The sequence below is a fragment of the Wandonia sp. genome (genome assembly GCF_984588085.1).
The window spans coordinates 12,743-39,583 of record NZ_CFIGVI010000018.1 but is presented as its reverse complement, the minus strand read 5'-3'; the positions used below and the strand labels follow the sequence as shown (position 1 = coordinate 39,583).

Below are 26,841 nucleotides of genomic sequence, written 5' to 3'. Positions count from 1 at the left end.
ACATCCCTGAGATCAGGATTGCTAATGCTTATAAGAAATTTATTTTTTCTGTATCCGCAGGATAGTCTGGCACATACCGATTCCGTCTACTATCTCTTCTACTTTAAAACCAGCTTTGTCCACCAGTTTGAGAAACACACGGGAATCATACATCTGACTATTACCATTTGCTACAGCCGTAAAATACAGTGACGTCTGCTGCAATGCAAAGGCAGAAGCTCCAAATTCCTGCCGATCCCAAAACGGCTCCATGATATACACATACCCGTCATCAGTTAATGCTTCATGACAGCGTTCAAGAATGGATACGATTTCATCATCCGAGAAGCAATCCAAAAACTGACTCATCCAAATGGTATCGTGTCCTTTTGGTAATTGGTTTGCAGGGTCCAACAGGTTTGTAGGAAAATACTCTACCCGATCCTGTAATCCATGGCGTTCAATATTCTTCTTTGCCATTTCTATCTGATTTGGCAAATCCACCATGGTAATTTTCACATCCGGATGATACTGGGCAAACTTTATGGTAATTTTCCCGGTATTGCATCCAATATCCATAATACGTTTTGGTTCATATTTGAAAACATGTCGGTAAGCAGCCGGAAAAGCATCATCTGAATACAAATGATCGAAATTAAACCAGCTTTCCTTCACTTTTTCAGGTAGATGTGCCAACCCTTCATAAACGGTTGCCCATTCTCCAAATACTTTCAAACCTTCCGGTTTCCCATTTCGTACAGATTCCTCCAGATAGTAGGCTCCCAGGTAGTTTACATCATGTGTAAAATCCATGTTAACTCTGGTCAGCTCATGATTCTGAAGAAGAAACGATACTTTAGAGGCTGTATATTTCCCCTCTTTTTCGTGAACAAGTCCCATTCCAATACCTGCTTCGACCAAAACACGTACACCGTACTCTTTTAACCCGGTTTCACGGGCAATATCTTCAAGTGAAATTCCCTTACGTCCGCTTTTTATAATCGCATCCAGAATTCCCAGGTTACGCATGGCACGTGCCGCCTGAAAAATAATCGGACCAAAAGAGATCCACTGGGCATATTCAAAAACCTCTGCCGCCGTTTGTTTATCCTTACTGAATGTATTCATGCTTATTTTTTCTTTAGACGCAACACGGTTTGACACATACCGATTTTATCAATTACATCTACAATTTCAAACCCTGCTTTCTCTACCAGTTTAAAGAACACTCTAGAGTCGTACATCTGACTATTCCCGTTTGCGATAACTGTAAAATAAAGAGAGGTCTGCTGTAAAGCAAAGGCAGATGCTTCCAATTGCTGACGATCCCAGAAAGGTTCCATGATGTATACATATCCATCCTCTGCAATCGCTTCGTGGCAACGCTCTAAAATGGATACGATTTCGTCGTCCGAAAAACAGTCCAGAAACTGACTCATCCAGATTGCGTCACGACCTTCAGGTAATTTATTCGCAGAATCTAACAAGTTAGTTGCATGAAATTGTATTCTGTCTGACAGACCATTTTCAGCAATATTCTTTTTCGCCATTTCGATCTGTCCCGGTAAATCCACCATCGTAATTTGAATATCCGGATTGTATTTGGCAAACTTCATGGAGATTTTACCTGTATTTCCTCCTATATCCAAAAGGCTTTTGGGTTGGTACTTAAAAACATGATCAAATGCTTCCGGAAAAGCATCATCCGAATAGAGATGATCAAAATTCAGCCAACTCTGTTTCGCTTTGTCCGGCATCTGCGACAATCCTTCATATACGGTAGCCCAGTCTCCAAAAACTTTCAACCCGGCCGGTTTACCAGTGCGAATGGCGTCTTCCAGGTAGTAGGTTCCTTCGTAGTTTACATCATGTGTAAAATCCATATTAACGTTTGTCATCGGATCATTTTCGATCAGATATGCCGTTTTTGTAGCGGAATAAAGTCCTTCGTTTTCTAACACAAGTCCCATTCCCAAACCGGCCTCCAGTAACACCCGAACACCATAGTTTGAAACTCCTGTTTCTTTAGCAATATCTTCCAATGTTTTCCCTTTACGCCCTCCTTTGATCAGCGCATCAATAATTCCCAAATTCCGCATTGATCTCGCTACCTGAAAAACCACCGGACCAAATGCTATCCACTGTGCATATTCAATTGCTTCTCTCGCTGAACGTTGGTCTTTATTGAATGAATTCATAATCGTATTGCTTTTTTTAAACGACCAAATATAATTATTCTCCTATAAACAAAACCTTTTAGAAATACGGATTTATGTTTCTGAGGACAAATCCGACAAAATACCTAGTCTTTAATTGGAGTCAATGTAAAAATTGTGTATCCATCGGAAGTCTCCATCCTGTCCTGTTCGGCTCTTTTTTGTAACTCAGCCGGTAATTCTCCGTTACTTCTCGTGATGAAAACGACTACATGATAAGAAGAAAGAATATCCCAATCCATTTTCTCTTTATGTATCTGCTCCATTCCCGAGTTAACTATCCAATCTCCATTCTGTTCCGACAAACAAATGGATGGTTCTTTTATATAGTGACTTAACAACCAGTAATCCTGAACGATTACAAGTCGCTTATTTTCCGTTTTTTCCATGCTAGTTCTTCGAACCAGATTTGCATCCTCCTGTTTCATTTTGATGGTTCCAACAATTTCATGGGTATGCTCTACTTTGTATCTGTAGATTGGATATAAAACAAAATCAGCCAAGTTCAATACGATCAATACGGATAGAAACAACTTCTTCCAACGAATTGACATACACCATTCAAGCATGAAAGGCGTTAATAGAAAAGCAAATGGAGCAAAGTGCCGCATATCGTATGAAACCGCCCTGTCACTGATAAAAAAGAATGTCATCGCAGCAAAAAACAAACCTGAAAACAAAACAACCTGTTTCCGATCTTCCGACCCGGAAGTAAAAAAACGTACCAATAACCATCCCGAAGCGATACATCCCAGAACAGCTAAAAAATTCAGATTCACTCCTACATTTGCAATCACTTTTTGAAGCACCGGAAAAAAACGGGTCACTATACCAACAGGGCTGCCTACCGCATAAAAGAGATCACCGAATACATCATGTGTCAAATGGTTATAGGTTCCTGAACGTATCGTACTACCGGGTGTCTCTCCCTTCGCAAGAAAAAAGATGTAAATTACGACCGTTGCTATTAGCAGAGGAATGAGATAAAGCCCCCATTTTCGATTTCTTTTATCTCTCTTCAATAACCAGATCAGTACAAAACTTCCCACTCCAGCCCAGCTAATGACCAAAAAGGATGATTTCAGAAAAAAGCCAACCAGTACATAAACGAAAAGGAGATACAAATTGAGTAATGAGACAGATTTTCTCAATTTCAGAAGAAAAAGAACAAAATAAGGAAAGAGGGCTAGTAATAATAAATCTCCCCCGTAGTACATGATAGTGTGCCAATAAAACAACTGGTTCGTAACAAGAGTAATGAGACTTCCCCAGACAAGAACAGTCGAAAAGCCTAAAACCCGGAATAAACGGTAATATCCAAAGACAGATAGAGATAGAGCCACTGTAGTAATCAGTTGCAACGCCGTATTCATACCAATCCCTACCTTAATCAGAAGAAAAGGAAAAACCCATTGACCGGGTGTCCACCAGGATAAAAAGTACTGGTAATTTCCCCCAACCACAGGGTAACTGACAATATTCCAATCTCCTCCTGCCATGTATTGCTCCATAGCCTCAAATCCCCGGGAAGCATCAGCAAAAACAACCGGACCAAAAAACCAGCACTGCACTATTATTATTGCAAATAATAGAAAAAACAAAGGTTTCAGTAGTCGGTCAAATATCATATCAATTTTTGGTAACTTTCCACTCTTTCCGAGGGATAAAGAACATCAGCAACATTCCTAAAATAAAGAAAAAAGCTACGGAGAGAACCGAATAACGAATAGATCCTGTTACATACTCCATAAAACCAAAGAAAAAAGTTCCCAGTACAATTCCTACTTTTTCCGTTACATCGAAAAACGAAAAGTAAGAAGCGTGATCCTTTGTTTCAGGAAGCATTTTTGAATAGGTCGATCGGGATAAAGCCTGTACCCCTCCCATAACCAAACCTACCGTTGCTGCAAGGAAATAGAATTGTACCGCTGTTGTAATAATAAAAGCCGCGGCACAAACACCTATCCAGATAATAATACTGATCATCAGCGTTCGTATATTTCCTATACGGCCAGACAACCAGGACATCAGGTGAGCACCTATAGCTCCGAGAATTTGAATCAAAAGAATAGCTACAATCAACCCCGAATCCGGCATGTCATGAATCTCTTTCTTTGCGAATAAAGTAGCCATCAACATTACAGTTTGTACTCCTGTGTTAAAGGCAAAGAAAGAGATCAGAAATCTTTTCAGACTTTTGGTTTTTCTAAACTCATTAAATACCGTTTTTAATTCTTTAAAGCCCTTCCAGATATACCCTTTTTCTTTCGGTCGTTTGTATACATTATCCGGTAATACACGGAAAGTAAACTGGCTGAAACCAATCCACCAAAGACCTACAAAAACAAAGGACCACTTAGCAGGAACACCAAAGCCTTTTATGGACACCAAAGCTAGCAACAGTAATATCATCGCCCCAAAGTATCCCATCGAAAACCCTCTGGCTGAAATCGCATCCTGATCTTTTGGCTCTGCAATTTCGGGTAAAAAGGCATTATAAAACACAAGACTATTCCAGAAACCGATAGATGCAAAAAATACAGAAATAAAGGACCAGTATATATAGTCCGGATTAAAAAAGAACAGTGTCATACTGGAAATTGACCCCAGGTATGCAAAAAATTTCAAAAACTTCTTCTTAGACCCGGTGTAATCAGCAATACCACTCAACATGGGCGAAGCAAAAGCAACTACCAGAAAAGATAATGAAAGTACATAAGAGTACATGGTACTGTTTGAAATATAAGATCCGAAAAAATGTACGTAAGTATTATCCGATCCATTTTCACAGATAGACCCCAGGCAATCCCGGGTAACGTTATCGTAAAAAATAGGGAATATTGCTGATGAGATAACAAGATTATAAACAGAATTTGCCCAATCGTAAAAAACCCATCCTCTTATTATTCGTTTATCTCCTTTTAACATGAAATGATTTTGAACAAAAGTGAAAAAAATATTTGAAACTGGTTTAAACTTTAAGCCTTCCACCCTCATTTTCATCATGAACCGCAGGATTGATTCGACAAATTATTTATGTCCATCGGTAAAGCCTTTCTTTTTTCGGGAAATCGAATATCTTTGTACAAAACAAATCAGTATGGCAAGTAAGAGAGATTTAAAAAAACATTTGAATTACCTGATAATCGATGTTGTGGAAGAAGCATACAATGTACAGCTGTCTAATCCTAAAAAAGTAGAAGAATCAGACAGCTTCATTGATTCAGTACTTGAGTTTCATGATACAGTAATCACACGAATCAACGAAGCAAAAAATAAGGCTGATTTCAGACCTATACGTGAAGAAATTGAGCAAAAAGCAATGGATTTTTTCCAGGATGTTCAAAACATGTACTAAAAACAAAAGTACATGATGGACTTTTTTAATCAATTCGAACCGTTACTACGCACGTTTTGGTTCATAGCCATTCCTGCCTCACTTATCTTTTTGGTACAGACTATTCTTACCTTTATAGGAGGTGATGCTAGTGACGGACTGAACGCCGACTTTGACGGCGATATGAATGCCGACTCAGACGGTCCTTTCCAGTTATTTTCTCTTCGTAACCTGATCAACTTTTTATTAGGCTTTGGTTGGGGAGGGATTTCCTTTTGGAATTCAATCGAGAACAAAACCATTCTCATTCTGGTTGCAGCGGTAATTGGTTTGGTGTTCCTGTTTCTCTTTTTCTTTATCATTCGTCAGATACAGAAGCTTCAGGAAGACAACTCTTTCCATATTTCCAAGACACTGCACAAAACGGGAACGGTTTACCTCAGAATACCGGAAAATAAGACCGGAGTCGGAAAAGTTCAGGTCAGTGTGAATGGTTCGGTTCACGAATTAAATGCGGTTACCTCAGGGGTAAGACTCGAATCCGGATCGGTAATTCGCGTTCTGGAAGTTCTGGATGACAATTTATTATTAGTAGAAAAACTCTAACACTATGGATTCAATTTTCATGTCTCCCATCGCCATAATAGTCGTTTCAGTCATTGTACTGTTCGTTACTATTTCTGCTTTGGTATCCCGCTACAAGCGGTGTCCTTCGGACAAAATTCTTGTTGTTTACGGTAGAACAGGAGGAAGTTCAGCCAGATGTATCCACGGAGGTGGTGCTTTTATCTGGCCAGTTATCCAGGATTATGCTTATCTGGATCTGAAACCGATTTCAATCGAAGCAAATCTTACCAATGCATTATCCCGTCAGAATATTCGCGTTGATGTACCTTGTCGTTTTACAATTGCTATTTCGACAGAGCCTGATACAATGGGAAATGCAGCAGAACGTTTGTTGGGACTTACCCCTGATCAAATTCAGGAATTGTCAAAAGACATCCTTTTTGGCCAGTTGCGTTTGGTTATCGCTACTATGACGATTGAGGAAATCAACACAGACAGAGATAAATTTCTTGAGAATATTTCTAAAAACATAGATACCGAATTAAAGAAAATCGGTCTTAAACTAATTAACGTTAACGTAACCGATATCAAAGATGAATCCGGTTATATTGAAGCACTTGGAAAAGAAGCTGCTGCAAAAGCAATTAACGAAGCTAAAATTAGTGTTGCCGAGCAGGAAAAAATCGGGGAAACAGGAAAAGCACTAGCTGACCGTGAAAAAGACGTTCAGATTGCCGAAACCAACCGTGACCGCGATGTTAAAATTGCTATCACGCAAAAAGACAGAGAAGTTAGTATCGCTTCTGCAATTAAAGATGAATCGATTGGTAAAGCAGAGGCAGAGCGTGATACACGTATTAAAACATCTGAAGCAAACGCTTTAGCTGTTCGGGGAGAGAATGAGGCAAAAATAAACATTGCCGCATCTGATGCTACACGGAGAGAGAGAGAAGCAGAAGCACTTCGTCAGGCAATTGCTGCTGAAAAAGTACAACAAGCGAAAGCACTGGAGGAAGCTTACATAGCAGAGCAGAAAGCTGAACATGCTCGTTCGGAACGAGAGAGATCGACACAAGTTGCCAACGTCATTATACCGGCAGAAATCTCTAAACAACGTGCTATCATTGATGCCCAGGCAGAAGCAGAGCGTATCCGCGAAAATGCAAAAGGGGAAGCAGACGCTATCTTTGCAAAAATGAACGCCGAAGCGCAAGGTTTACATGAGATTCTTACCAAACAGGCAGATGGATACAAAGAGGTTGTTGCCGCCGCAGGTGGAGATCCGACCAAAGCATTCCAGTTATTGCTTATTGAAAAACTTCCTGAGCTTGTCAAAACACAGGTTGAAGCGGTTAAAAACATCAAAATTGATAAGATTACCGTTTGGGATTCCGGTAACGGTCAAAATGACAGTGGTAACTCATCAACGGCAAACTTTGTTTCCGGCATGATGAAAACAGTTCCTCCGTTAAATGACTTGTTTAATATGGCGGGGTTAAACCTTCCTACTTATCTGAAAGGAGAAGATAAAGGTCAGAAGAAAGCAACAAATAACGATTCGAAGCCTGAGAATCAAGGAGAATTACCAGATGCTCCTTCGGAAGAAGAATAGTATACAATACCAGCATATAGCAAAACAGGATTCGCGATCGGATCCTGTTTTGTTTTTTACAGATAAAACTTCTGTTGCGGGTTTCCGATTATAATTTTTATCGCCTACATTTGTCACCTGAACGATGAAAAAATTTGCAATCATTGACGTTGAAACCACAGGTGGAAGTCCCGGCTCTTCCAAAATAACGGAAATTGCAATTTTTATCCACGATGGTACCCGCATCATTGATGAATTCGTCTCACTTGTTAACCCTGAAATTGAAATCCCCAAATTTGTTGTTCATCTGACAGGGATTACGGATCAGATGGTGGAAACAGCTCCCCGTTTTTTCGAGATTGCAAAAAAGGTTGTTGAAATTACCGAGGACTGCATATTTGTGGCACATAATGTTGGTTTTGATTATGGGATGATCCGCAGCGAATTCAGATCGCTCGGATATGACTACAGACGACCTCAACTTTGTACGGTTCGCACATCACGGCAACTTCTCCCGGGGCATGAATCCTACAGTCTGGGAAAGCTGGCCCGCTCGCTTAATGTTGTTGTTGACGGAAGACACCGTGCAGGAGGCGATGCTATGGCAACTGCTGAAATTTTCACCATGCTCTTCGAAAAATCAGGAAGAGATCTTCAACACTTTATTCAGGATGAAATTAATCCTAGTATTTTGCACCCTAATCTTGATATAGGAGCACTGGATCAGTTACCGGAAAAGACAGGTATCTATTTTCTCTACGATGAAACCAATTCTCTCATCTATATAGGTAAGAGTAAAAACATCAAAAAACGGGTAGAACAACATTTGCGAAATACATCCGGAAAGAAGGCCGTTGAAATGCGAAATGAAATCTGTCGTATCGAATACGAATTGACAGGAAGCGAACTGATCGCATTACTAAAAGAGTCCAAACTTATAAAAAAACATACTCCCCGCTTCAACAGGAGACTCCGAACCAGTCGCTTTACACATGGTTTATTTGCTTATGAAGATCAACGGGGTTATATCAATCTGACAATTGATCAGCTAAAAAACAGGGTAGAAACTCCGATTACAACCTTTGCTGGTATCACTGAAGCTAAAAACGCACTACATAAAATTACAGATAATTACGAACTCTGTCAAAAGCTAAACGGTTTGTATCAATCTTCCGGGAGTTGTTTCAGATACCAGACAAAAGAATGTTTAGGAGCTTGTATAGGAGAAGAAGCTGCTGAAGCGTATAACAGACGTGTTGACGCTGCTCTGGATCACCTGTCGTTTACATCTCCCAGTTTTTTCATTCTCGATAAAGGCAGACAAAGAACTGAAAAATCAATTATTTTAATTGAAAACAACACGTATATAGGCTACGCTTATCTCCACTTTTCGGAATTAAAAAGAACAATTAATTACTGGAAATCGAAAATTGATATTCAGACGGAAGATCGTGACGACCGTTCGATTATTCAACAATTCTTACGAAAGAATACTGAAAAAGTAAAGACGCGAACGTTTGATTAGTTTTTGAAGAAACGTACATCTACTCTTCGGTTGGCTTTCCTGTCATTTTCGGTTTGCTCCGGAAAAATAAGAGGCTCTGTATTACTCATACCCTTCCAGCTCATCCGCTTTGTTTGAATTCCACTGTCTTTGAGTAACGAATATACCCGTTTTGCTCTTTTTTTAGAAATCCGTTTATTAGGCCCGCAACAGACGTGCCCCCTGATCACAATATGCAACGCTGCATTTCTCTTCAGAAAGTCTGACAGCGACTTTACCTCGCTATACGAATTTCCATAGAGCACATCTGAATTTTGTACAAAACGAATATCCAAAGCGATTGTTTCCCCTATTCTTTCCGCCGTCAAAGTATCAAAAACAAACACCTCTTTTCTTGATTGATAATCTGTCTGGAATACTTCTATAGGAGTTTCGACAAATGAACTATCTCTGTCTTTCCGGGTTTGTTCCGAACTGTTTGTCCGCAAAATTTCAGGTTCTTCGTACTGATAAAAGATTTCCAGTCTTCGCCACATTTGGAGGTTTCCCAAAGGATATTTGATAGAATCATAATTTTTACCGTAGATTCCTATTTCCGTGTACGACTTGTCTGCCAGCTCACCTAACTGTCTCCGGATTGCAGTTGCTCTTCTTTCCGATAATTGTCGGTTATAATCAGCCGGACCTACCGTATCTGAAAAAACACGTAACTTTATCAGGTAAAAAGGTGTTTCTTTCGCCGTTTGAATAAAACCATCCAATTTTTGTTGTGAGTATTCGGTAAGCGTGGTATCATTTGTATTAAAAAAGAATTCCGTTGTTTTTATCTGACCAAAAGCAACGGAAAAAGAAAACATCATAAAACCGAGAAGTTGAATAGTCAAAGGTTTCATACTAGCCTTTGTACGTCATATTTGCCAAAAAGGTTATGAAATATCAGATTCGGTTTGCATTTCCCTTCGGCTTCTTCCGTATCCATTTATAACGTTGCTTATTTTTCTTTTGACGTTTTGACGGATACAACCGATACAAGAAACTGGCTGAATGTTGCAGATAACTTGCCGGATGAGCCGGATAAGCCCGCCCTAAAGCAAACTTTGCTGAAGTTTCTATCTGCATCCCTATCCGATCCGTAAACCAAAAATTACTTCCCAGATGAATATTTGTCGTTATATGGTCAGACGAAACTGATGAAAACCGCATGGTATACCCCAATCCCAACGCGATGTACGGATCAAGCCAGGATACTTTCTTATACTTCATATTGAAACGATACTTTACATACCCGTCAAAACTTACAACATGCACGAGAGATAGAGTATTCACTTCATTGGCTATTTTACCCTGCTTCAATTGGTTGTACTGCAAAAGCCCTCCAACCCCAAATCCATATTTGAAGTTTCGCTCTGCACTTAAACGTGTCGGGTAAGGAAGTAAATGCCACGTTCTACCTCCTTTAAACAAATCTCCGAACGGAACATTGTAATCATCGATTGCCTGGTATCCCAATCCAAAAATCCAGGTGTGTTGAGGTTTTGAACGCCATCGATACTGTTGTGACAAAGCACTCCAACAGAACAGCAGAAAAAGACTACTGAGTACCAAACCCTTATCCACTATTCGTTTCCTTTCTCTCATGGTCTTCCACCCGGTTAACATTCTCATTTCAAAAAAAATGCGGCTGCGAATTTACAAATAAAATTCTATTCTACCGGAAAAAGCCAATGGCTAATCACCTTACAATCAATAAGTGATTCAAAATTCCAAAAAGTCCAATCTTTTCTACCTTTTTAAGTCTGAAAACAATCGTTTATGGTTAAATTTGTCGGGAATCTTAGAATGATAAATTATGGAAAAATTTCTCCGTAAGCTTTTCTCCATGGAATTGATGACAGTTGGACTCATACTATTCCTTGTAGCTATTGCCAGAGCAACATTTATTGAATCTGCTCATGGCACTCAGGCAGCCAAAGCTGTTATCTACAATGCCAAATGGTTCGAAGTACTTATGATCTACCTGTCTTTCAGCCTTGTGGCAAACATTTTCCGATACCGGATGTACACAAGGGAAAAAATTGCAGTCTTCTTTTTCCACATTTCATTTATCGTAATCATTATTGGAGCCGGACTAACCCGATATGTCGGATTTGAAGGAATTATGTTAATCCGCGAAGGAGAACGCAGTAATACAATCTATTCTTCTGATGCTTATCTCCAGATTATGGCGCATGATAATCAGAAGCAATATGAGTACAATAAGCCTTTGATTATGGCCGATTTTGCTGATAATTATTTCCTTCACGATTTTGAATTCCCCGGAATTCAGACGCCTTTCTCAATCGAATACCTGGACTATATTCCGAATGCCATCAGCTCGATAGAGACTGATCTGGAAAATGGAAAAACAATTCTCGAAATAGTCACTCCGGGAGAAATGGGAATGGATACTAATTATGTTTCGGAAGGAACTCTTTTTCAGCAAGAAGGGTTGGTATTGGCTTTCGAATATCCACAAGCGCCTCCTACGGCTGTTCATATCCAAAAATCACCGACTGGCTTTACGATGACTGCTCCTGCTGATGTAAACTATATGCTTATGAGTGATCAGTCATCCGGAGTAATTCCTGCAGACTCTGTCTCTGGATTTTATCAGGGGCGTTTGTATACCATGCAGGGAAACAACTTTGTATTCAGAACTGTACATGAGAAGTCGGTCATGAAGAAAGTCAAATCTCCTGTTAAAGATATGGGACAGGACGTACTGAAAATAAAACTAAAAGCCGGAAACGAAGAAAAAATCATCGAACTGGATGGTGGACAGGGACGAATCCCCGTACCTACTTTCTTTCAATTTGGCGGGCTGAATTTCAAACTGGCTTATGGCGCTTATCCTGTAAAGACACCTTTTTATCTTGCCCTCAGAGATTTCCAACTGGAACGCTACCCGGGATCTGATTCGCCCTCATCCTATGCCAGTGAAATTACAGTAATTGATGAAGAATTAAACAAGCAATTCGATCGCAGAATTTTCATGAACAGTGTAATGGATTACAGAGGATACCGTTTCTTTCAGTCCAGCTACGATCCGGATGAATTAGGGACTCGTCTAAGTGTCAACCAGGATTTCTGGGGAACCAATGTTACTTATTTTGGTTATTTATTAATGACGATCGGAATGATTATGACGTTATTTTCTCCGGCATCCCGTTTCCGTGAACTCAACCGAAAAATAGCGGGAATTCATCGCAAAAAAGCAGGAATGACAATAGTAGCTTTGGCGTTGAGTTTCGGTGCTTTCTCGCAAACACACGATACACTACACAACGGACACAATCACGATCATGACCATGATCATAGTGGACATGAACACCTGCATACACACAATTCCGAAGACACTTTACCTTCCAGTGAAACAAGTATCGCTCCTCATGAAGAAATGAGCGAAGAAGAGTTGTTAAAATGGAGAAAATTTGATGAAACTCCGATTTCTGCCGAACATGCAAAAAAACTGGAAAGTCTCATTATACAGGATTACGAGGGACGATTTAAACCCTTTCAGACAGTAGCACTGGAGATCCTGCGTAAAATCCACAGAAGTGAAACCTACAACGGGTTAACTGCGACACAGGTTTTCATGGATATGCACCTGAATCCTGAATATTGGATGAAACAACCTATTATTGCCGTAAGTAATGAAGTAATTCGTGAAAAACTGGCTCTTTCAGGTAAATACGCAGCTTTCAAAGACTTTTTTGATCCGATAACAGGAGAATATCTTCTTGAGGAAGAAGTAGAAAAATCAAACAGAAAACCAGCTACTAAGCAATCGGACTATGACAAGCAAATTATCAAAGTCAACGAACGGCTACAGATTTTGAACATCACGGTTATGTACAAATACCTGAGAATTCTTCCTGTAAAAAATGATCCGAATCATACCTGGTATCATCCGATGGATAAGTCTGCACCCTACAGTGATGAAGACTCACTTATGCCACGTGCTGTAATGACCTATTTTTCACAGTTAGCAATCGGCAAAACGGAAGGCGATTACTCCGGTGCAGATGAATGGCTTGGGCATATCAAAACCTATCAGCAAAAAATTGGAGCGAATGTGATTCCAAGCGAGATGAAAATAAACATGGAGATCAGCTATAACAAGCTGGATGTGTTTAAGAAATTGAGTTATGTCTATCTTATTTTAGGATTTGTACTACTGGTATTATTCTTTATCAGCATATTTACCAACTCCGACAAATGGATGCGTATTCCCAATCTAACGCTAACCACACTGGTTGTAGTTGCTTTTGTTCTTCATGCTGTGGGACTTGGAATGCGCTGGTATATCTCCGGACACGCTCCCTGGAGTGACGGTTACGAAGCATTGGTCTTCATTGCCTGGGTAACAGTTCTTGCGGGACTTGTTTTTTCCAGAAAGTCAAAAGTTACGTTGGGAGGAACAGCTCTTCTGACTTTCTTCATTCTGTTCGTCTCTCATATGAACCAATTGGATCCTGCAATCACCAACCTTGTTCCGGTACTTCAATCTTACTGGCTGATGATACATGTTGCCATCATTACAGGAAGTTATGGTTTCCTTGGTTTGGGAGCTATTCTTGCGATCATCAATCTGGTCTTGTATTTACTCAGAACTAAAAACAACCAAAAAGAAATAAACTTACACATCAACGAGATTTCCTATGTAACTGAACTAACAATAACCGTAGGTTTATTCATGCTCACGATTGGTACTTTCCTCGGAGGTATCTGGGCAAACGAATCCTGGGGACGTTACTGGGGATGGGATCCAAAGGAGACCTGGGCACTTGTCTCAATACTTGTGTACGCAGTTCTTCTTCACCTTCGCTATATTCCGGCACTACAAAGCAAACTCGTATTTAACTCGGTTGCCATGTGGTCGTTTGGAGCGATTCTCTTCACCTTCTTTGGTGTAAACTTCTTCCTGGTAGGTTTGCACTCCTATGCTGAAGGAGAAGCAGATACCATGTGGCCGGATTGGGTAATCGGAACCATTATAGGATTTGCTATTTTCAACTTACTTGCCATTGTTAGGGCAATTTCTTCACAAAAAAAGAAACGATGAAACTATACGATCATACTATAAATACACTTTCAGGAGAACCTCTTGATCTCACTTCTTTCAAAGGAAAAAAAGTATTACTGGTTAATGTTGCTTCTGAATGTGGACTGACACCACAATATGAACAACTCCAACAAGTCTATGAAGAATACGGAGGTGATCATTTTGTCATTATCGGCATACCCAGTAATGATTTTATGGGACAGGAGCCGGGTACACCTGAACAAATTGCTGCTTTTTGTTCCCGTAACTATGGTGTTAGCTTTCCCCTGACCGAGAAGGTACATGTAAAAGGAGAAAACCAACATCCTTTGTTTACCTGGCTTTGCCATTCAGGAGAAAAAGGAAATGCATTGGAAGTTAAATGGAATTTTCATAAATTTCTTGTCGATGAGAACGGAGACTTTGTCTGTGATATAGATCCCCGTACTCTTCCCAATGATAAAAAAATTACCAATTGGATTAATTCGTAATGGAAAAAGTAGATATACTTGGAATTGGTGCTCACCCTGATGATGTAGAATTATCAGCGGGAGGTACAATTGCCAAACATGTAAAAGCAGGTAAAAAAGTAGCCATCGTTGACCTGACTCAGGGAGAGCTAGGATCGCGTGGAACCATAGAAACACGCTACAGTGAAGCCCATGATGCCTCCCGGATACTGGGAGTCTCTTTTCGGGAAAACCTAAAAATGCAAGATGGCTTTTTCGGTCATTCGAAAGAAGAGTTGCTAAAACTTGTCGTTCAAATCAGAAGATTTCAACCGGAAATAGTCTTGGCAAATGCAATTTCGGACCGTCATCCTGATCATGGAAAGGGATCTGCTTTTATTTCGGATGCCTGTTTTCTGGCCGGGTTGCGAAAAATAGAAACCGAACTCAACGGGAAATCGCAACAACCCTGGCGTCCTAAAGCTGTCTATCATTATGTTCAGGATCGCTATATTCAACCGGATTTCGCTATCGATGTTACAGAATTTGTAGAGACAAAATTTGAAGCTATCCGGGCTTATAAGACTCAATTTTATGATCCCGAATCCAAAGAGCCTCAAACTCCGATCTCAGGAAAAGAGTTTTTCGACTTTCTGGAAGGTCGAATGCGTCAGTTCGGTAGAGAAATTGGAGCTGAATTTGCCGAAGGCTATACGGTAGAACGAGTTCCGGGGGTCGAATACTTAGATCATTTGATATAATCGATTGGAACTTCCTATTCTTTATCAGGATGACTACATGGTTGCTGTGAACAAACCTCATGGTTTATTAGTTCACAGAAGCAGGATTGCCAATGATGTCGAGATTTCTGCCATTCAGATTTTAGAGAAACAACTCGGAAGAAAAGTGCGCCCGGCGCATCGACTTGACAGAAAAACTTCCGGTGTACTGTTGTTTTCTTTTGACGAGAAAACGGATCGTGAACTTCAAAAACAATTTATGGAGCGTTCCGTAGATAAAACTTATCTGGCGTTGGTACGAGGTTTCGCACCCCAAAATCTGACAATTGATTATCCTTTAAAAAGAGAGGATGGTAAAATTCAGGAAGCTGTCACTCACCTCAAATCGCTTACTTTTATTGAAGTTCCCGTTCCTTTCGGAAAATTCCCCACCTCCAGATACTCACTCGTTCAGTTACATCCCGAAACAGGTCGAATGCATCAATTGAGGAAACACATGGCGCATATTTTTCATCCGATTATAGGAGATCGTCCTCACGGCTGTAATAAGCAAAATCGTTTTTTTAAGGAAAACTGGCAATTAACATCCATGTTGCTACACGCATCGCAACTGACATTACAACATCCCGTTCATACTCATAAACTAGTTATCGATGCCTCTATTTCAGATGAATTCAATCGTATTCTGAAGACTTTCGGAGCAGAATAACCTGTTGTCGTTTCAGAATAATCTGAAAGCTTCCTCCAAAATAAGTCGGGTTGTTTCGTTCAACTTTATTTCACCTTGATCATTTCTCAGTTCATTTTTATAGAGCGGAAGCTCTGCCACAATAATTGCCTTCATTGTTATCAGGGAACCTAACAACGACTTCATAGCCCATTCTCCGCGAGGCTCATGAGGTGTTAGCGTTATGGGGAGTACTTTTTTTCCGGCAAGTTCTCCTGAGGCCGTTATCCATTCCAACGCATTCTTCAGAACCGCAGGAATATTATGGGTGTATTCAGGAGTACAGATCAGAATTGCATCAGAACGTATAATTATTTTTTTGAATTCCTGAATTAACTCCGGCAGTTCTTTTTCCAGTTCTTCCGGTAGGAACAAAGGAAAATCTCGTAACCGGTCAAAAACTTCAATTTCATACTGTCCTGAAAAATAATTTCTGACAGTATATAAAAAAGCAGCTGTTGAGCTATTTTTTGCAGCAGATCCAGAAATGGCGACTATTTTCATACGACTGAGTTTCTTATTTTACGTGTAAGGTAGGAAAATCATCTAAATGTTATACCCTGATTGCATTATAGGTTTTGATCCTTCCCGCCAAAGAATTCTCAACTCCAATTCGGATAGAACCAAAACAGCTATTCTTTGTATCATGAAAATATTCCGTTACAAAATTAGAATATCCGTTTGTTCATCATCTCCAGGATCCACCGTTTTATCCTATGAAAAGAACGACTAATCTCTCATTCTATAGCATAAAAAAAGCCCGTTTCAAAGAACGAGCCTATTCAGAAAAATTGAATTTATCTTAGTGATGGTGACCATCCGGACCGTGTACATGCCCGTGATCCAATTCGCTTTGATCTGCTTCGCGAACATCCATAATTTCTACATCAAAGAACAATTTTTTTCCGGCAAGCGGATGGTTAAGATCCAACGTAACGTCCTCTCCATCAATTTTCGCTACCGTAGCAATCATTGGTCCCTGCTCTGTATCCAATTGCACTTGTATTCCAGCTACCAACTCTTCATCTCCCTGAAAGCCTGATTTTGGTACGGTATGAAATAATTCTTCGCGTACGTCTCCGTATGCATCTTTCGCTTCTACTGCAGCAGCAACCTTATCTCCTTTTTGTTTTCCTTCCAACTGAGTTTCAAGTCCGGGAATCAAATTACCTATTCCCTGAATGTAAGCAAGAGGTTCACGATTAGCAGATGTATCCAATACGTTTCCTTCTTCGTCTTTCAATGTGTAGTGCATAGACACCACACGATTTGTTTCAATAATCATATAAATAATTTCTAATGAATTGCAAAGGTAGAGATTATAAAAAAGCTTGTCAAACTTTACCGTGTATAAGTCGTCAATCGTGTTACTTTTAACCAAAAGCGACGTCCAGGATCATCATCACTATAAATCCTCCTATAAACCCAAGTACAGCAATATCAGTATACTTATCCCTTTGTGTTTCGGGGATCACCTCTTCCACCACTACAAATATCATAGCTCCGGCAGCAAAAGCCAATGCAAAAGGTAAGATGCTTTGCATATAAATTACTGACAAAGCCCCGATAACACCGGCAATCGGCTCTACCACTGCTGAAAGCTGTCCATAATAAAAACTTCTCCAACGACTCATTCCTGTTCGTCTCAAAGGCATCGCTACAGCAAACCCTTCCGGAAAATTTTGAATAGCAATACCCATTGCCAAAGCTATTGCCGCAGAGACAGAAGCATCTTCCAACCCAAGAGAAGCTGCACCAAACAAAACTCCAACAGCCAATCCTTCCGGAATATTATGAAGCGTGATTGCCAAGACCAGTAACCACGATTTGTGCAACTGCGTTTTTACCCCTTCACTCTCCCCTTCTCTGAAATTAATATGTAAATGTGGTAAGCTCTTATCCAGAATAAACAAAAAAATCGCCCCCGACATAAATCCTACTGCTGCCGGCATCCAGGGATAATCCGGATAATATTTCTCCGACATCTCAATCGAGGGCGCCAATAATGACCAAAAACTGGCAGCTACCATCACTCCTCCCGTAAATCCAAGCATACCATCCAACAGTCCACGATGCATCCTCTTAAAGAAGAATACCAAACCAGCACCCGCTGCCGTTGAGGCCCATGTAAAGATAGTCGCCACTAAGGCTGCCCATACCGGACCGTTATCAATTACCCATTTTTCTATCGTTTCTAACATCGTTACTGTTTAGGTTCTACACAAATATTAGTCACCACTGCGTGAGAAAAGTTAATTGTTCCGTTTTTCGTTTCAACAAGCATCGAATCATCAAACTCATATTTTTCAAGTAAAATAAGTGTGTCTCCCAACTGTACTCCCTGACGATCCAAAAACTGCAAAAAGGCTGGGGAAGAATCATTTACACCTACAACCGTGGCAGGTATGGTCAATTCCATTTCATTCAGCAGGCAGGCTTTTTTTCTACGAACAATAGTACCATTTTTATCCGGAATAGGATCACCATGCGGATCAAACTTAGGGAATCCAAGAAACTCTTCCAACCGATCCGTTAGTTGAACTGATTGAATATGTTCCAGTTGTTCGGCAATTTCATGTACTTCATCCCAACCAAAATTTAATTTCTCAACTAAAAAAACCTCCCACAACCTGTGTTTTCTGACAATACGTAAAGCAGCATCCTTTCCTGAAATAGTAAGTGACACTCCCTTATACTTCTGATAATCTACTAATTCCTTTTCAGCCAGTTTCCGAATCATGTCTGTCACTGAAGAGGCCTTGGTTTCCATACGATCTGCGAGTGCATTTGTTGATACAGCTCCCTCGTTTTCAAGTGCCAATATTGCTTTCAGATAATTTTCTTCCGTACTCGTTAACATTGCTTCGTTGCTTATAAATTTCCTATCTGTATTCCTATAAAAAATGTTCTTGCTCTCACCGGTCCATACGTATAAGAGGCATCTCTGTGAACCCCTTTGTCCAAATCACGCTGAAAGGTATCCAGTATGTTTTTCACACCTCCGTTTAGGGTTAGTTTTACGTTATTTTTCAGGTAAAAGTTATAATTTATTTTAAAACCCCAATCTACCATCGTCTCGGAACGTTCCAATTTATCTTCTGTAATATAACCAGCGTAATGAGGGAGATTCATAGGTCCTGTTAAAATTGCTGACGAATTTACATCTATCTTTTTATTAATTGCATAACTAATAACCAAAGAACCGTAATAATCAGGAGTTCTTAAAAATCCGGAAACATATTGTCCTTCTGCCCATTCTACCGGCTCAGAATACCGGGTACTTTGTGCAGAGAAAGTAAACATGGTAAACAGCTGATCTTTCCATGAATAATTGAATTCAAATGATCCTCCTGCTACCTCTGCTCTCTGTCCATTCCTTTTTTCAAGAATATTCTGTCCCAATACGTCTTGTGTAAACTCAAGAACAAAGACATTTTGCAACTGGTTATAGAATCCATTGAGTACAATTTCTATATCTGATTTTCCTTTTTCAAAGTCAAAAGAAATATCCAGATTCAATCCATGAGACAGTTCATGCTTCAAATCATCTCCAAGGCGAATCAGCTGAATTTCTCCCGAAACCAATTCAACATGCACATCTTCTGAAAACACCTGGGGAATCCGGTAACCATTTGCATAATTCATACGAATTTCTGCAAATTTAAAGGGACTGTATTTTACACCCAATCTTGGTGTAACCAACGGTTTAAATAATACATTGTCATAATTCAACCGGGCACCGGCATTTAACTTGAATTTTGGAGACAACAACCAGTCTAACTGCGTGTATACACCAAACTGGTTAATCGGCTGAAAAACATGAACACCATATCCGGGTTTGTTATCACTCATAACATTACGAATCATTTCCGCTCCCGAAACAACTGCTATTCCTTTGCTATCCCGTTCAATTCGTTTCGATTTCCATCGGTGGCGAAATCCTGACACATAGTTTTCGTCTCTTGTTTTCCCATATCCGTCAGGATCCATTTCAGCACCATAATAATTATTCATTATCGTATGTTGTGTAGCGAAAAAGGCTTCTATTTTATGTGCATCATTCTTTAAATAAGCTTCATACGATAATTCTCCTCCGTATACGTTGGATTTTAACTGTTCTGCTATCTGGGTTTCTTCGGGTAATCTATCCAATTGATCTCCCCCTCTTCTGAACTCATCCATAATTCGAAACTTAACTCCCAGGCGACTCTTTTTTCCGGGACGATAGAATCCATTTACATCCAAAGCCAACCCTTTTAATATGGGGATATCCGAAAAACCATCTTTGTCCCTGTCATAATCCTCTCTGTACCGCTGACCTGCGGACACACTAACTCCTGCCTTATTATTTTTGGCTACCCAGGCCCCTGTTCCTCCCGCATACTGATCCCAACTCCCATCCATATATCCTACCGAAACCTGACCGGAAGCACCGGAGTTAATTGGATCACGGGTAATGATATTAACAATTCCGGCAATTGCATTGGCGCCGTACAATACAGAACCTCCTCCTCGGATTACTTCAACTCGCTCTACCCACGAAACAGGAATTTGTTCCAATCCATAAATACTATTCAAGGAAGAAAAAACAGGTCGTCCGTTCATCAGGAACTGGTTGTATCCACCTCCCAATCCATTCATACGAAGTTGAGAAAACCCACAGTTCTGGCAATTATTCTCCATTCGCAAGCCGGGTTGAAAGGAAATCCCTTCAGAAATACTTTGTGCCCCCACCGACTGCAACTGGGTTTGGTTGATGGTAGAAATTCTGACAATACTTTCCTTCTTGGATTCTTCTTCTTTACTTCCTGTTACTACAACTTCAGAAAAGAAAACAGAAACCGGACTTATTTCGATTTCTACTAAACCGGCTGAGTCAGGTAATACAACTTGTTGTTCCTCATAACCTATGGCCCAGATCTTAGCGCTCTTCCCCGCAAATTTTGCTAAAGGCAATACAAACTTACCTTCCAAATCTGAAACCAGTTTTTCATCTGCTGTTTCCAAACGTGCGTTGGGTATTCCTCCTTCCTGAGAGATTACCTGAACCATAATTTCCTGTCCTGTAACAGCAACAAAATGAAATAGAAAAGCAAGTAGAAAAACAAATCTAAATATCATCTAATTTTATTTTTAGACAAATCTAAAAATATTTTCAAACACAATAAAATTTTATCCATAAAAAAATCCCTCTTCGCTTCCAAAGAGGGATTCCAGCCTATCAATTATATAACTATTTATGCTGTTACTTTCATTCTCGCTGCTCGTATTATCAAGTAGACTCCAACCAGAAACAAAGGAATACTAAGCATTTGTCCCGTATTAATCGTATTCTCAAAATCACGGGCAGTCTGTCCTTCTTTAATAAACTCAATAAGGAAACGCATTCCCCAAATACCGATCATAAAGACACCAAAAATGAGCCCTTGTCTTTCTTTTGCTTTTGTTTTCCAATACATCCAGAAAAGAGTTGCAAAAATAATCAGGTAAGATATTGCTTCGTACAACTGCGCCGGATGTCTCGGAGTAGGATCAAATTCTTTGGTTACTTCATTAAAATAATTCGGGAAACTAAATGCCCATGGTAAATCCGTCGGAATCCCTACGATTTCAGAATTCATAAGATTCCCTAAGCGAATAAAGCAACCTGCAATGGCAATAGGTGCTGCAACGCGATCCAGTATCCATAACATTGGTTTCTGAGATACTTTTTTCGAATATATCCACAATGCCAATAAAATTGCAATCGCTGCTCCGTGGCTCGCCAGACCGCCTTTCCACACCATTGGAATTTCGTTCAGGTTGTTTTTGTAATAGGCCCAATCATAAAAGAAAACATGTCCGAGACGCGCTCCCACGACTGTTGCTATAATCATATACAACAGCAACATATCCAACTTTTTCTCCGAAACACCTTCTTTCGTAAACATTCGTTTGATCACATAGTATCCTATGATCAAACCCGTTACAAATAACAATCCGTATTTATTAGGTGTTTTCCAACCTTCAATCAATTCGGGATTAACATCCCAGATTATTTCAAGAATCACTTTTTTCGTTTTTTAATGCGTGAGGGAAAGATAATGGTTTTTCCTGAGACACTTTGAATTTCAATTTCTCCGAACGACCTTTTTTGAAGATTTTATTGCTGTTCTGTAATCCTTTTCGCAATGCTTTTTGCTCTTCCACCGGTAATTTGGTAATGTCTTCACATTCTTTTGAACAACATCCGCTGTATTCATTTTTACACGTATCACACTGAATAAAAAGTAGATGACAAGCATCATTTGCACAGTTTGTATGTGTATCACAAGGAGCTCCACATTGATGACAAACGGCTATCACATCATCAGAAATACGCTCTCCTCTCCGTTCATCAAAAACAAAGTTCTTTCCAATGAATTTATTCTCGATCCCATTTTCGTTACAGTCTCTAGCATATTTAATAATTCCGCCTTCTAACTGGTGCACGTTTTTGAATCCCCTGTGTTTATACCAGGCACTGGCTTTCTCACACCGGATTCCTCCCGTACAATACATAACGATGTTTTTATCCTCATTTCCTTTAAGGTACTTTTCCTCAATTACAGGCAATGATTCTCTGAAGGTATCCACATCAGGAGTAATAGCCCCCTTAAAATGTCCTACTTCACTTTCATAATGATTCCTGAAATCAATCAAAATGGTATCCGGATCATCTGTGAGCTTGTTAAACTCTTCTGCTGTCAAATGTTTTCCTTTATTACGAACATCAAATGTTTCGTCATTCAGTCCGTCAGCCAGAATTTTATCACGAACTTTTATTTTCAATTTCAGAAAGGAAAACTCAGCCGATTCCTCAACAGCAATATTCAAACGAATTCCCTTTAGAAATTCAACTTTATCCAGTTCATTACGGAATTCTTCCAATGACTCGACCGGAACGGCAATTTGCGCATTAATTCCTTCTTTCGCCACGTAAGTACGACCAAGTACTCCCAGACGACTCCAGGTAAGAAACAAGTGATTTCTAAACAATGTAGGATTTGGAATTGAAGCATACTGATAAAAAGAGATGGTCACTAATTTCACCTCGTTTTTTCGTAACTGAATCAACAATTCCTCCTTACTATACGTATTCCACAGTTGCATGCTATGTATATTTTTTAGTTAAAGAGTGGCGCAAAGATAAATAATTTGTACTGAACGACCTATTAACAGGAAACAGAAACATCTACTCCCCTATGTTAACCTATCTCTCTAAAAACAAAACCAAAATTTTCAACCATCCGTTCGAAATGTCTTCATATTTAATAAAGGATATTTTTGTCCGTTATTGTTTTTTATTCTACATTTGTCCCGAATCATTCGTATCTATATGTTTTCAAAAGCCTGTGAATATGGAATAAAAGCTACGCTACATGTAGCACAACAATCCAGCCAAGGATCTCGCGTTGGTCTGAAAGATATTGCGGCAGCAATTGATTCTCCTGAAGCATTTACCGCTAAAATTATGCAACAACTATCAAGAAACGGGATCGTTGATTCCATCAAAGGTCCTAACGGAGGTTTTGAAATTCCTAAAGACAAGCTCAGAACGATCCAATTAATTCAAATTGTATCGGCTATTGACGGCGACCAGTTATTCTACGGATGCGGACTGGGACTGAAGCAGTGTAATGAGCAAAAACCCTGCCCTGTTCACCATAAATTTAAAGTAATTCGGGATAATTTGAAAACTATGTTAGAAACAACATCTATAGAGGAATTGGCTCTTGGGCTTTCGGATGGTCTTACTTTTTTGAAACGTTAGAAAAATTTGACCAAATAAAGGATAAAAAGATCTTTTAATCTAAATAACTAATTATGAATACATCACAAAAAACGAAAAATACCTGGTACCAAAAACAGGTGATTGATTTTGAAGCTAATCGTTACGGAGCGATGACCTTAATGATGACTTTGCAGAGTTGCTGGGGTTCCGTTACAGCAATGTTTGGGTTGTTACTCCTCGAAAGTTATGTTGTTCTGGGTATTGCTGCCGTTGTTACCCTATCATCGAATGCCGTCTTTATTGCTCAGTCTCCGGCGAAATGGTGCCTTACTACCTTTTTCGTAAGTATTAGCGTCAACGCTCTTCTCTTATTGCTAACTTTTATTCTCTAGCTATGAAAGATATAACCACCATCGCAGATGTACAACAACTTGTACATACATTTTATGAAGAAGTACGAAAGGATGAACTACTGGGTCCTGTTTTCAATAGCCGCTTAGCCGATCAATGGGAAGAACACCTGGAAAAGATGGTTCGTTTCTGGCAAACCATTTTGTTAGGAGAACACACGTATAGCGGTTACCCCTTCCACCCACACGCCACGTTGGCAATTGACGCTTCACACTTTGAAAAATGGGTAACTATTTTTCAGACTACCGTTGATCGTCTTTTTACCGGGCCTGTTGCAGATGAAGCAAAAAACCGTGGTGTACTCATGGCAAAAATCTTTCAACATAAACTTGACGTATTGGATCAACAAAAACAACACGCATGAAGTATCCTCTCGTTATCGCTTCTGTTTTTCTTTGGATCGGTTTTGTTAGTGCAATCAGTTTCCTGGAAGCCTGGTTAAAATTCAGAGCCCCCGGAATCACAGTTCCTTTGGGATTAGGAATAGGACGGCTCGTCTTTTTTGCATTGAATAAAATAGAATGGGTATTTGCACTGGTGATTTTCGTCAATCTGTTCTATACCCAAAAATGGACGCTTCAGGGAAGTCAGCTTCTCTTACTTATACCTTTTGTTATTCTGATTATTCAGACAGTCTGGCTACTTCCCGCATTGGACACCCGGGCTGATTTACATATACAAGGAGCGGAAGTTCCTCCCTCCTATCTCCATTTGTATTATGTTGTAGGTGAACTAATAAAAATAACAGCACTCATTCTTTTTGGAACAAAACTCCTGAAATCATGAATACAGAACTAATTGAACAGATTTACAGTAAATACCAAGCTTTGGGTGAGAACCCTGAAAACTATCTCAAAGGGTTACTTACAGCCCAACCTATTACGTATTGGGACTATATAGAAACAGATACGCTTTTGTCACTCCAAAAACCCCGGACAGCCTACAAAGATGAAGCTATTTTCATTCTATATCATCAGGTTACAGAATTGACATTAAAGATGATGCTTCACGAGATCAAACAACTAACAGAAGATCAGCTTTCGGACAAAGAGTGGATCAGTAAAATGGAACGGTTGAACCGTTATACTTCCTTACTCATCACGTCATTCGATATTATGAAATCCGGTATGAATCATGACGATTACAATACGTTCCGGTATACACTTACTCCTGCTTCAGGATTTCAGAGTGTTCAATTCAGAATGATTGAATTGTATTGTACACCGTTGGTTAATCTGGTTAACGAACAAGGTAAAATGCGTTTGAGTGCGAATCCCACTATAGAAGAATACATGGATAATCTCTATTGGAAAGACGCCGGATACAATCGTTACACAGGTAAGAAATCACTTACTCTGCAAGCTTTTGAAAACCGATATCAGGAACAACTCACTTCCCTTGCCTACAAAATGGAAGAACACACCCTTTCCGATAAAGTCAAAAAACGAGCATCTCTACCTGCGGAACTAAAAGAGAAACTCCGCGAGTTTGATTATCTCTACAATATTCAGTGGCCACTTGTTCATCTACAGACAGCACAACATTATCTTGACAGTAAGCACGAAAATAAAGCAGCCACCGGTGGAAGTGAATGGAAAAAATACCTCCACCCCAAATATCAACAACGAAAATTCTTTCCCGACCTCTGGACAAGAGACGAAAAAAACAGTTGGGGAATAGTTTCTAAAAATGAACAACCATGAAAAATATCACGAAAGAAAGTAGAATTGGTCAGGTCGTAGCAGATAATAATCAAACGGCCTCAGTTTTCAAAAAGTATGCAATTGATTTTTGCTGTAACGGAAACAGAAGTATACAGGAAGCCTGTCAGAAAACAGATATTTCTGTAGAAAAGTTACTTGATGAGCTCAATGTAGTTACTCCAACTACCGGATTCACTTCAGAGTATACCTCCTGGCCTGTAGATTTACTCGTCGACTATATTCTGAAAAAACACCATCGGTATGTCGAGGAAAAAATCACTGAGATTTTGCCGTATCTGGAAAAAATTGTCCGGGTACATGGCAAACAACACCCTGAATTATACAAGGTACAGCAGCTTTTTTCTGATGCTGCGGGAGAACTGACTAAACATCTGAAAAAAGAAGAATTGATCCTTTTTCCTTTTATACAAAAGATGGTACTTGCTCTTGAAAACAACCAGCCCATTCCTTCCCCTCATTTTCAAACAGTTGAAAACCCAATTCAAATGATGCATCATGAACATAATAACGAGGGAGAACGATTCCGCCAGATATCCAATTTGACCAATACATACACTCCTCCGGAAGATGCCTGTACCACTTTTCGCTTAACGTACTCACTTTTACAAGAGTTTGAAAGCGATCTCCATCAACACATTCATCTGGAGAATAATATACTTTTCCCAAAAGCACAGCAAATGGAAACAGCATTAAGACAAAAGGATCTTCTCTAGTTCTCCCTGCATAGCTGCCGGCAAACTCAATTGCTTTAATTTGTATC

At 39.7% G+C, this 26,841-nt stretch carries 27 protein-coding genes; 14 read left to right on the top strand and 13 right to left on the bottom strand.

Annotated features, from left to right (window positions below):
- Window positions 1-39 precede the first annotated feature (39 nt).
- From AC4PL9_RS08870 to AC4PL9_RS08855, 4 genes are all read right to left on the bottom strand, one after another.
- Window positions 40-1,107 (bottom strand): class I SAM-dependent methyltransferase, encoded by a 1,068-nt coding sequence (locus AC4PL9_RS08870; protein WP_491604395.1) that lies wholly within the window; start codon window positions 1,105-1,107, stop codon window positions 40-42.
- Window positions 1,108-1,109: 2 nt separating this feature from the next.
- Window positions 1,110-2,177 (bottom strand): methyltransferase, encoded by a 1,068-nt coding sequence (locus tag AC4PL9_RS08865; RefSeq protein WP_491604394.1) that lies wholly within the window; start codon window positions 2,175-2,177, stop codon window positions 1,110-1,112.
- 104 nt (window positions 2,178-2,281) lie between these two features.
- A complete protein-coding gene (locus AC4PL9_RS08860) occupies window positions 2,282-3,766 on the bottom strand; it encodes a hypothetical protein (protein WP_491604393.1) in 1,485 nt (494 codons plus the stop codon).
- A 58-nt stretch (window positions 3,767-3,824) separates the two neighbouring features.
- Entirely contained in the window at window positions 3,825-5,123 is a 1,299-nt protein-coding gene (locus AC4PL9_RS08855; RefSeq protein WP_491604392.1) for an MFS transporter, read from the bottom strand.
- A gap of 172 nt (window positions 5,124-5,295) precedes the next feature.
- On the opposite strand from AC4PL9_RS08855, the gene AC4PL9_RS08850 reads away from it, so the two are divergent.
- From AC4PL9_RS08850 to AC4PL9_RS08835, 4 genes are all read left to right on the top strand, one after another.
- The gene (locus tag AC4PL9_RS08850) at window positions 5,296-5,553 is read left to right on the top strand and encodes a hypothetical protein (RefSeq protein ID WP_491604391.1); all 258 of its coding nucleotides are present in this window, start codon (window positions 5,296-5,298) and stop codon (window positions 5,551-5,553) included.
- A 12-nt stretch (window positions 5,554-5,565) separates the two neighbouring features.
- On the top strand, window positions 5,566-6,138 hold the full coding sequence (locus AC4PL9_RS08845; RefSeq protein ID WP_491604390.1) for a serine protease: 573 nt from the start codon (window positions 5,566-5,568) through the stop codon (window positions 6,136-6,138).
- Between the two features lie 4 nt (window positions 6,139-6,142).
- Window positions 6,143-7,711: a flotillin family protein gene (locus AC4PL9_RS08840; protein WP_491604389.1), complete on the top strand. Its 1,569-nt coding sequence runs from the start codon at window positions 6,143-6,145 to the stop codon at window positions 7,709-7,711.
- A 124-nt stretch (window positions 7,712-7,835) separates the two neighbouring features.
- Window positions 7,836-9,215: an exonuclease domain-containing protein gene (locus tag AC4PL9_RS08835; protein WP_491604388.1), complete on the top strand. Its 1,380-nt coding sequence runs from the start codon at window positions 7,836-7,838 to the stop codon at window positions 9,213-9,215.
- On the opposite strand, the gene AC4PL9_RS08830 is transcribed toward AC4PL9_RS08835, so the two are convergent.
- Together AC4PL9_RS08830 and AC4PL9_RS08825 are read right to left on the bottom strand one after the other, a co-directional pair.
- Window positions 9,212-10,087 carry an OmpA family protein gene (locus tag AC4PL9_RS08830; RefSeq protein WP_491604387.1) on the bottom strand — a complete coding sequence of 292 codons (876 nt, stop codon included), beginning with the start codon at window positions 10,085-10,087 and terminating at the stop codon, window positions 9,212-9,214. The two genes, AC4PL9_RS08835 and AC4PL9_RS08830, sit on opposite strands and share 4 nt — an antisense overlap.
- A gap of 43 nt (window positions 10,088-10,130) precedes the next feature.
- Window positions 10,131-10,832, bottom strand: a complete 702-nt coding sequence (locus AC4PL9_RS08825; protein WP_491604386.1) for a hypothetical protein — start codon at window positions 10,830-10,832, stop codon at window positions 10,131-10,133.
- A 211-nt stretch (window positions 10,833-11,043) separates the two neighbouring features.
- Here AC4PL9_RS08825 and AC4PL9_RS08820 point away from each other — a divergent pair, with 211 nt between their 5' ends.
- From AC4PL9_RS08820 to AC4PL9_RS08805, 4 genes are read left to right on the top strand one after another with little or no spacing between them, the layout of a single operon-like run.
- Window positions 11,044-14,298, top strand: a complete 3,255-nt coding sequence (locus AC4PL9_RS08820) for a cytochrome c biogenesis protein (RefSeq protein WP_491604385.1) — start codon at window positions 11,044-11,046, stop codon at window positions 14,296-14,298.
- Window positions 14,295-14,768 (top strand): glutathione peroxidase, encoded by a 474-nt coding sequence (locus AC4PL9_RS08815; protein ID WP_491604384.1) that lies wholly within the window; start codon window positions 14,295-14,297, stop codon window positions 14,766-14,768. The genes AC4PL9_RS08820 and AC4PL9_RS08815 overlap by 4 nt, the downstream gene beginning before the upstream one ends.
- A complete protein-coding gene (gene bshB1, locus AC4PL9_RS08810) occupies window positions 14,768-15,487 on the top strand; it encodes a bacillithiol biosynthesis deacetylase BshB1 (protein ID WP_491604383.1) in 720 nt (239 codons plus the stop codon). Before AC4PL9_RS08815 ends, bshB1 begins: the two co-directional genes overlap by 1 nt.
- A gap of 4 nt (window positions 15,488-15,491) precedes the next feature.
- On the top strand, window positions 15,492-16,175 hold the full coding sequence (locus tag AC4PL9_RS08805) for a pseudouridine synthase (protein ID WP_491604382.1): 684 nt from the start codon (window positions 15,492-15,494) through the stop codon (window positions 16,173-16,175).
- Window positions 16,176-16,187: 12 nt separating this feature from the next.
- Here AC4PL9_RS08805 and AC4PL9_RS08800 read toward each other — a convergent pair whose 3' ends face one another.
- The 7 genes from AC4PL9_RS08800 to trhO all read right to left on the bottom strand — a co-directional run bounded on the left by AC4PL9_RS08800 (window position 16,188) and on the right by trhO (window position 23,324).
- The gene (locus tag AC4PL9_RS08800) at window positions 16,188-16,697 is read right to left on the bottom strand and encodes an NADPH-dependent FMN reductase (protein ID WP_491604381.1); all 510 of its coding nucleotides are present in this window, start codon (window positions 16,695-16,697) and stop codon (window positions 16,188-16,190) included.
- A gap of 298 nt (window positions 16,698-16,995) precedes the next feature.
- The gene (locus AC4PL9_RS08795) at window positions 16,996-17,478 is read right to left on the bottom strand and encodes an FKBP-type peptidyl-prolyl cis-trans isomerase (protein ID WP_491604380.1); all 483 of its coding nucleotides are present in this window, start codon (window positions 17,476-17,478) and stop codon (window positions 16,996-16,998) included.
- Window positions 17,479-17,566: 88 nt separating this feature from the next.
- Window positions 17,567-18,394, bottom strand: a complete 828-nt coding sequence (locus AC4PL9_RS08790) for a ZIP family metal transporter (protein ID WP_491604379.1) — start codon at window positions 18,392-18,394, stop codon at window positions 17,567-17,569.
- Window positions 18,395-18,396: 2 nt separating this feature from the next.
- Window positions 18,397-19,053 carry a metal-dependent transcriptional regulator gene (locus AC4PL9_RS08785; RefSeq protein WP_491604378.1) on the bottom strand — a complete coding sequence of 219 codons (657 nt, stop codon included), beginning with the start codon at window positions 19,051-19,053 and terminating at the stop codon, window positions 18,397-18,399.
- An 11-nt stretch (window positions 19,054-19,064) separates the two neighbouring features.
- On the bottom strand, window positions 19,065-21,314 hold the full coding sequence (locus AC4PL9_RS08780; protein WP_491604377.1) for a TonB-dependent receptor plug domain-containing protein: 2,250 nt from the start codon (window positions 21,312-21,314) through the stop codon (window positions 19,065-19,067).
- 116 nt (window positions 21,315-21,430) lie between these two features.
- Entirely contained in the window at window positions 21,431-22,243 is an 813-nt protein-coding gene (gene lgt, locus AC4PL9_RS08775; RefSeq protein WP_491604376.1) for a prolipoprotein diacylglyceryl transferase, read from the bottom strand.
- Window positions 22,233-23,324 (bottom strand): oxygen-dependent tRNA uridine(34) hydroxylase TrhO, encoded by a 1,092-nt coding sequence (trhO, locus tag AC4PL9_RS08770; protein ID WP_491604375.1) that lies wholly within the window; start codon window positions 23,322-23,324, stop codon window positions 22,233-22,235. The genes lgt and trhO overlap by 11 nt, the downstream gene beginning before the upstream one ends.
- Window positions 23,325-23,550: 226 nt before the next feature.
- Between trhO and AC4PL9_RS08765 the strand changes: the two genes are divergently transcribed.
- The 6 genes from AC4PL9_RS08765 to ric are packed head-to-tail and all read left to right on the top strand — an operon-like array spanning window position 23,551 to window position 26,794.
- A complete protein-coding gene (locus AC4PL9_RS08765) occupies window positions 23,551-23,985 on the top strand; it encodes an RrF2 family transcriptional regulator (protein ID WP_491604374.1) in 435 nt (144 codons plus the stop codon).
- A 53-nt stretch (window positions 23,986-24,038) separates the two neighbouring features.
- Entirely contained in the window at window positions 24,039-24,338 is a 300-nt protein-coding gene (locus tag AC4PL9_RS08760; protein ID WP_491604373.1) for a hypothetical protein, read from the top strand.
- Window positions 24,339-24,340: 2 nt separating this feature from the next.
- The gene (locus tag AC4PL9_RS08755; RefSeq protein WP_491604372.1) at window positions 24,341-24,721 is read left to right on the top strand and encodes a group III truncated hemoglobin; all 381 of its coding nucleotides are present in this window, start codon (window positions 24,341-24,343) and stop codon (window positions 24,719-24,721) included.
- Window positions 24,718-25,143 (top strand): hypothetical protein, encoded by a 426-nt coding sequence (locus AC4PL9_RS08750; RefSeq protein ID WP_491604371.1) that lies wholly within the window; start codon window positions 24,718-24,720, stop codon window positions 25,141-25,143. The genes AC4PL9_RS08755 and AC4PL9_RS08750 overlap by 4 nt, the downstream gene beginning before the upstream one ends.
- Window positions 25,140-26,060, top strand: a complete 921-nt coding sequence (locus AC4PL9_RS08745) for a tryptophan 2,3-dioxygenase family protein (RefSeq protein WP_491604370.1) — start codon at window positions 25,140-25,142, stop codon at window positions 26,058-26,060. Before AC4PL9_RS08750 ends, AC4PL9_RS08745 begins: the two co-directional genes overlap by 4 nt.
- The gene (gene ric / locus AC4PL9_RS08740) at window positions 26,057-26,794 is read left to right on the top strand and encodes an iron-sulfur cluster repair di-iron protein (RefSeq protein ID WP_491604369.1); all 738 of its coding nucleotides are present in this window, start codon (window positions 26,057-26,059) and stop codon (window positions 26,792-26,794) included. Before AC4PL9_RS08745 ends, ric begins: the two co-directional genes overlap by 4 nt.
- Window positions 26,795-26,841 lie beyond the last annotated feature (47 nt).

What these genes read in the sequence shown, in the direction of transcription:
- AC4PL9_RS08790 (WP_491604379.1), bottom strand. Translation starts at nt 18,394, where the DNA reads ATGTTAGAAACGATAGAAAAATGGGTAATTGATAACGGTCCGGTATGG.
- AC4PL9_RS08855 (WP_491604392.1), bottom strand. Translation starts at nt 5,123, where the DNA reads ATGTTAAAAGGAGATAAACGAATAATAAGAGGATGGGTTTTTTACGAT.
- AC4PL9_RS08850 (WP_491604391.1), top strand. Translation starts at nt 5,296, where the DNA reads ATGGCAAGTAAGAGAGATTTAAAAAAACATTTGAATTACCTGATAATC.
- AC4PL9_RS08745 (WP_491604370.1), top strand. Translation starts at nt 25,140, where the DNA reads ATGAATACAGAACTAATTGAACAGATTTACAGTAAATACCAAGCTTTG.
- AC4PL9_RS08800 (WP_491604381.1), bottom strand. Translation starts at nt 16,697, where the DNA reads ATGAAAATAGTCGCCATTTCTGGATCTGCTGCAAAAAATAGCTCAACA.
- trhO (WP_491604375.1), bottom strand. Translation starts at nt 23,324, where the DNA reads ATGCAACTGTGGAATACGTATAGTAAGGAGGAATTGTTGATTCAGTTA.
- AC4PL9_RS08765 (WP_491604374.1), top strand. Translation starts at nt 23,551, where the DNA reads ATGTTTTCAAAAGCCTGTGAATATGGAATAAAAGCTACGCTACATGTA.
- bshB1 (WP_491604383.1), top strand. Translation starts at nt 14,768, where the DNA reads ATGGAAAAAGTAGATATACTTGGAATTGGTGCTCACCCTGATGATGTA.
- AC4PL9_RS08835 (WP_491604388.1), top strand. Translation starts at nt 7,836, where the DNA reads ATGAAAAAATTTGCAATCATTGACGTTGAAACCACAGGTGGAAGTCCC.
- AC4PL9_RS08795 (WP_491604380.1), bottom strand. Translation starts at nt 17,478, where the DNA reads ATGATTATTGAAACAAATCGTGTGGTGTCTATGCACTACACATTGAAA.
- AC4PL9_RS08865 (WP_491604394.1), bottom strand. Translation starts at nt 2,177, where the DNA reads ATGAATTCATTCAATAAAGACCAACGTTCAGCGAGAGAAGCAATTGAA.
- AC4PL9_RS08760 (WP_491604373.1), top strand. Translation starts at nt 24,039, where the DNA reads ATGAATACATCACAAAAAACGAAAAATACCTGGTACCAAAAACAGGTG.
- AC4PL9_RS08750 (WP_491604371.1), top strand. Translation starts at nt 24,718, where the DNA reads ATGAAGTATCCTCTCGTTATCGCTTCTGTTTTTCTTTGGATCGGTTTT.
- AC4PL9_RS08845 (WP_491604390.1), top strand. Translation starts at nt 5,566, where the DNA reads ATGATGGACTTTTTTAATCAATTCGAACCGTTACTACGCACGTTTTGG.
- AC4PL9_RS08785 (WP_491604378.1), bottom strand. Translation starts at nt 19,053, where the DNA reads ATGTTAACGAGTACGGAAGAAAATTATCTGAAAGCAATATTGGCACTT.
- AC4PL9_RS08825 (WP_491604386.1), bottom strand. Translation starts at nt 10,832, where the DNA reads ATGAGAGAAAGGAAACGAATAGTGGATAAGGGTTTGGTACTCAGTAGT.
- AC4PL9_RS08780 (WP_491604377.1), bottom strand. Translation starts at nt 21,314, where the DNA reads ATGATATTTAGATTTGTTTTTCTACTTGCTTTTCTATTTCATTTTGTT.
- AC4PL9_RS08840 (WP_491604389.1), top strand. Translation starts at nt 6,143, where the DNA reads ATGGATTCAATTTTCATGTCTCCCATCGCCATAATAGTCGTTTCAGTC.
- AC4PL9_RS08755 (WP_491604372.1), top strand. Translation starts at nt 24,341, where the DNA reads ATGAAAGATATAACCACCATCGCAGATGTACAACAACTTGTACATACA.
- AC4PL9_RS08815 (WP_491604384.1), top strand. Translation starts at nt 14,295, where the DNA reads ATGAAACTATACGATCATACTATAAATACACTTTCAGGAGAACCTCTT.
- AC4PL9_RS08830 (WP_491604387.1), bottom strand. Translation starts at nt 10,087, where the DNA reads ATGAAACCTTTGACTATTCAACTTCTCGGTTTTATGATGTTTTCTTTT.
- AC4PL9_RS08870 (WP_491604395.1), bottom strand. Translation starts at nt 1,107, where the DNA reads ATGAATACATTCAGTAAGGATAAACAAACGGCGGCAGAGGTTTTTGAA.
- ric (WP_491604369.1), top strand. Translation starts at nt 26,057, where the DNA reads ATGAAAAATATCACGAAAGAAAGTAGAATTGGTCAGGTCGTAGCAGAT.
- AC4PL9_RS08820 (WP_491604385.1), top strand. Translation starts at nt 11,044, where the DNA reads ATGGAAAAATTTCTCCGTAAGCTTTTCTCCATGGAATTGATGACAGTT.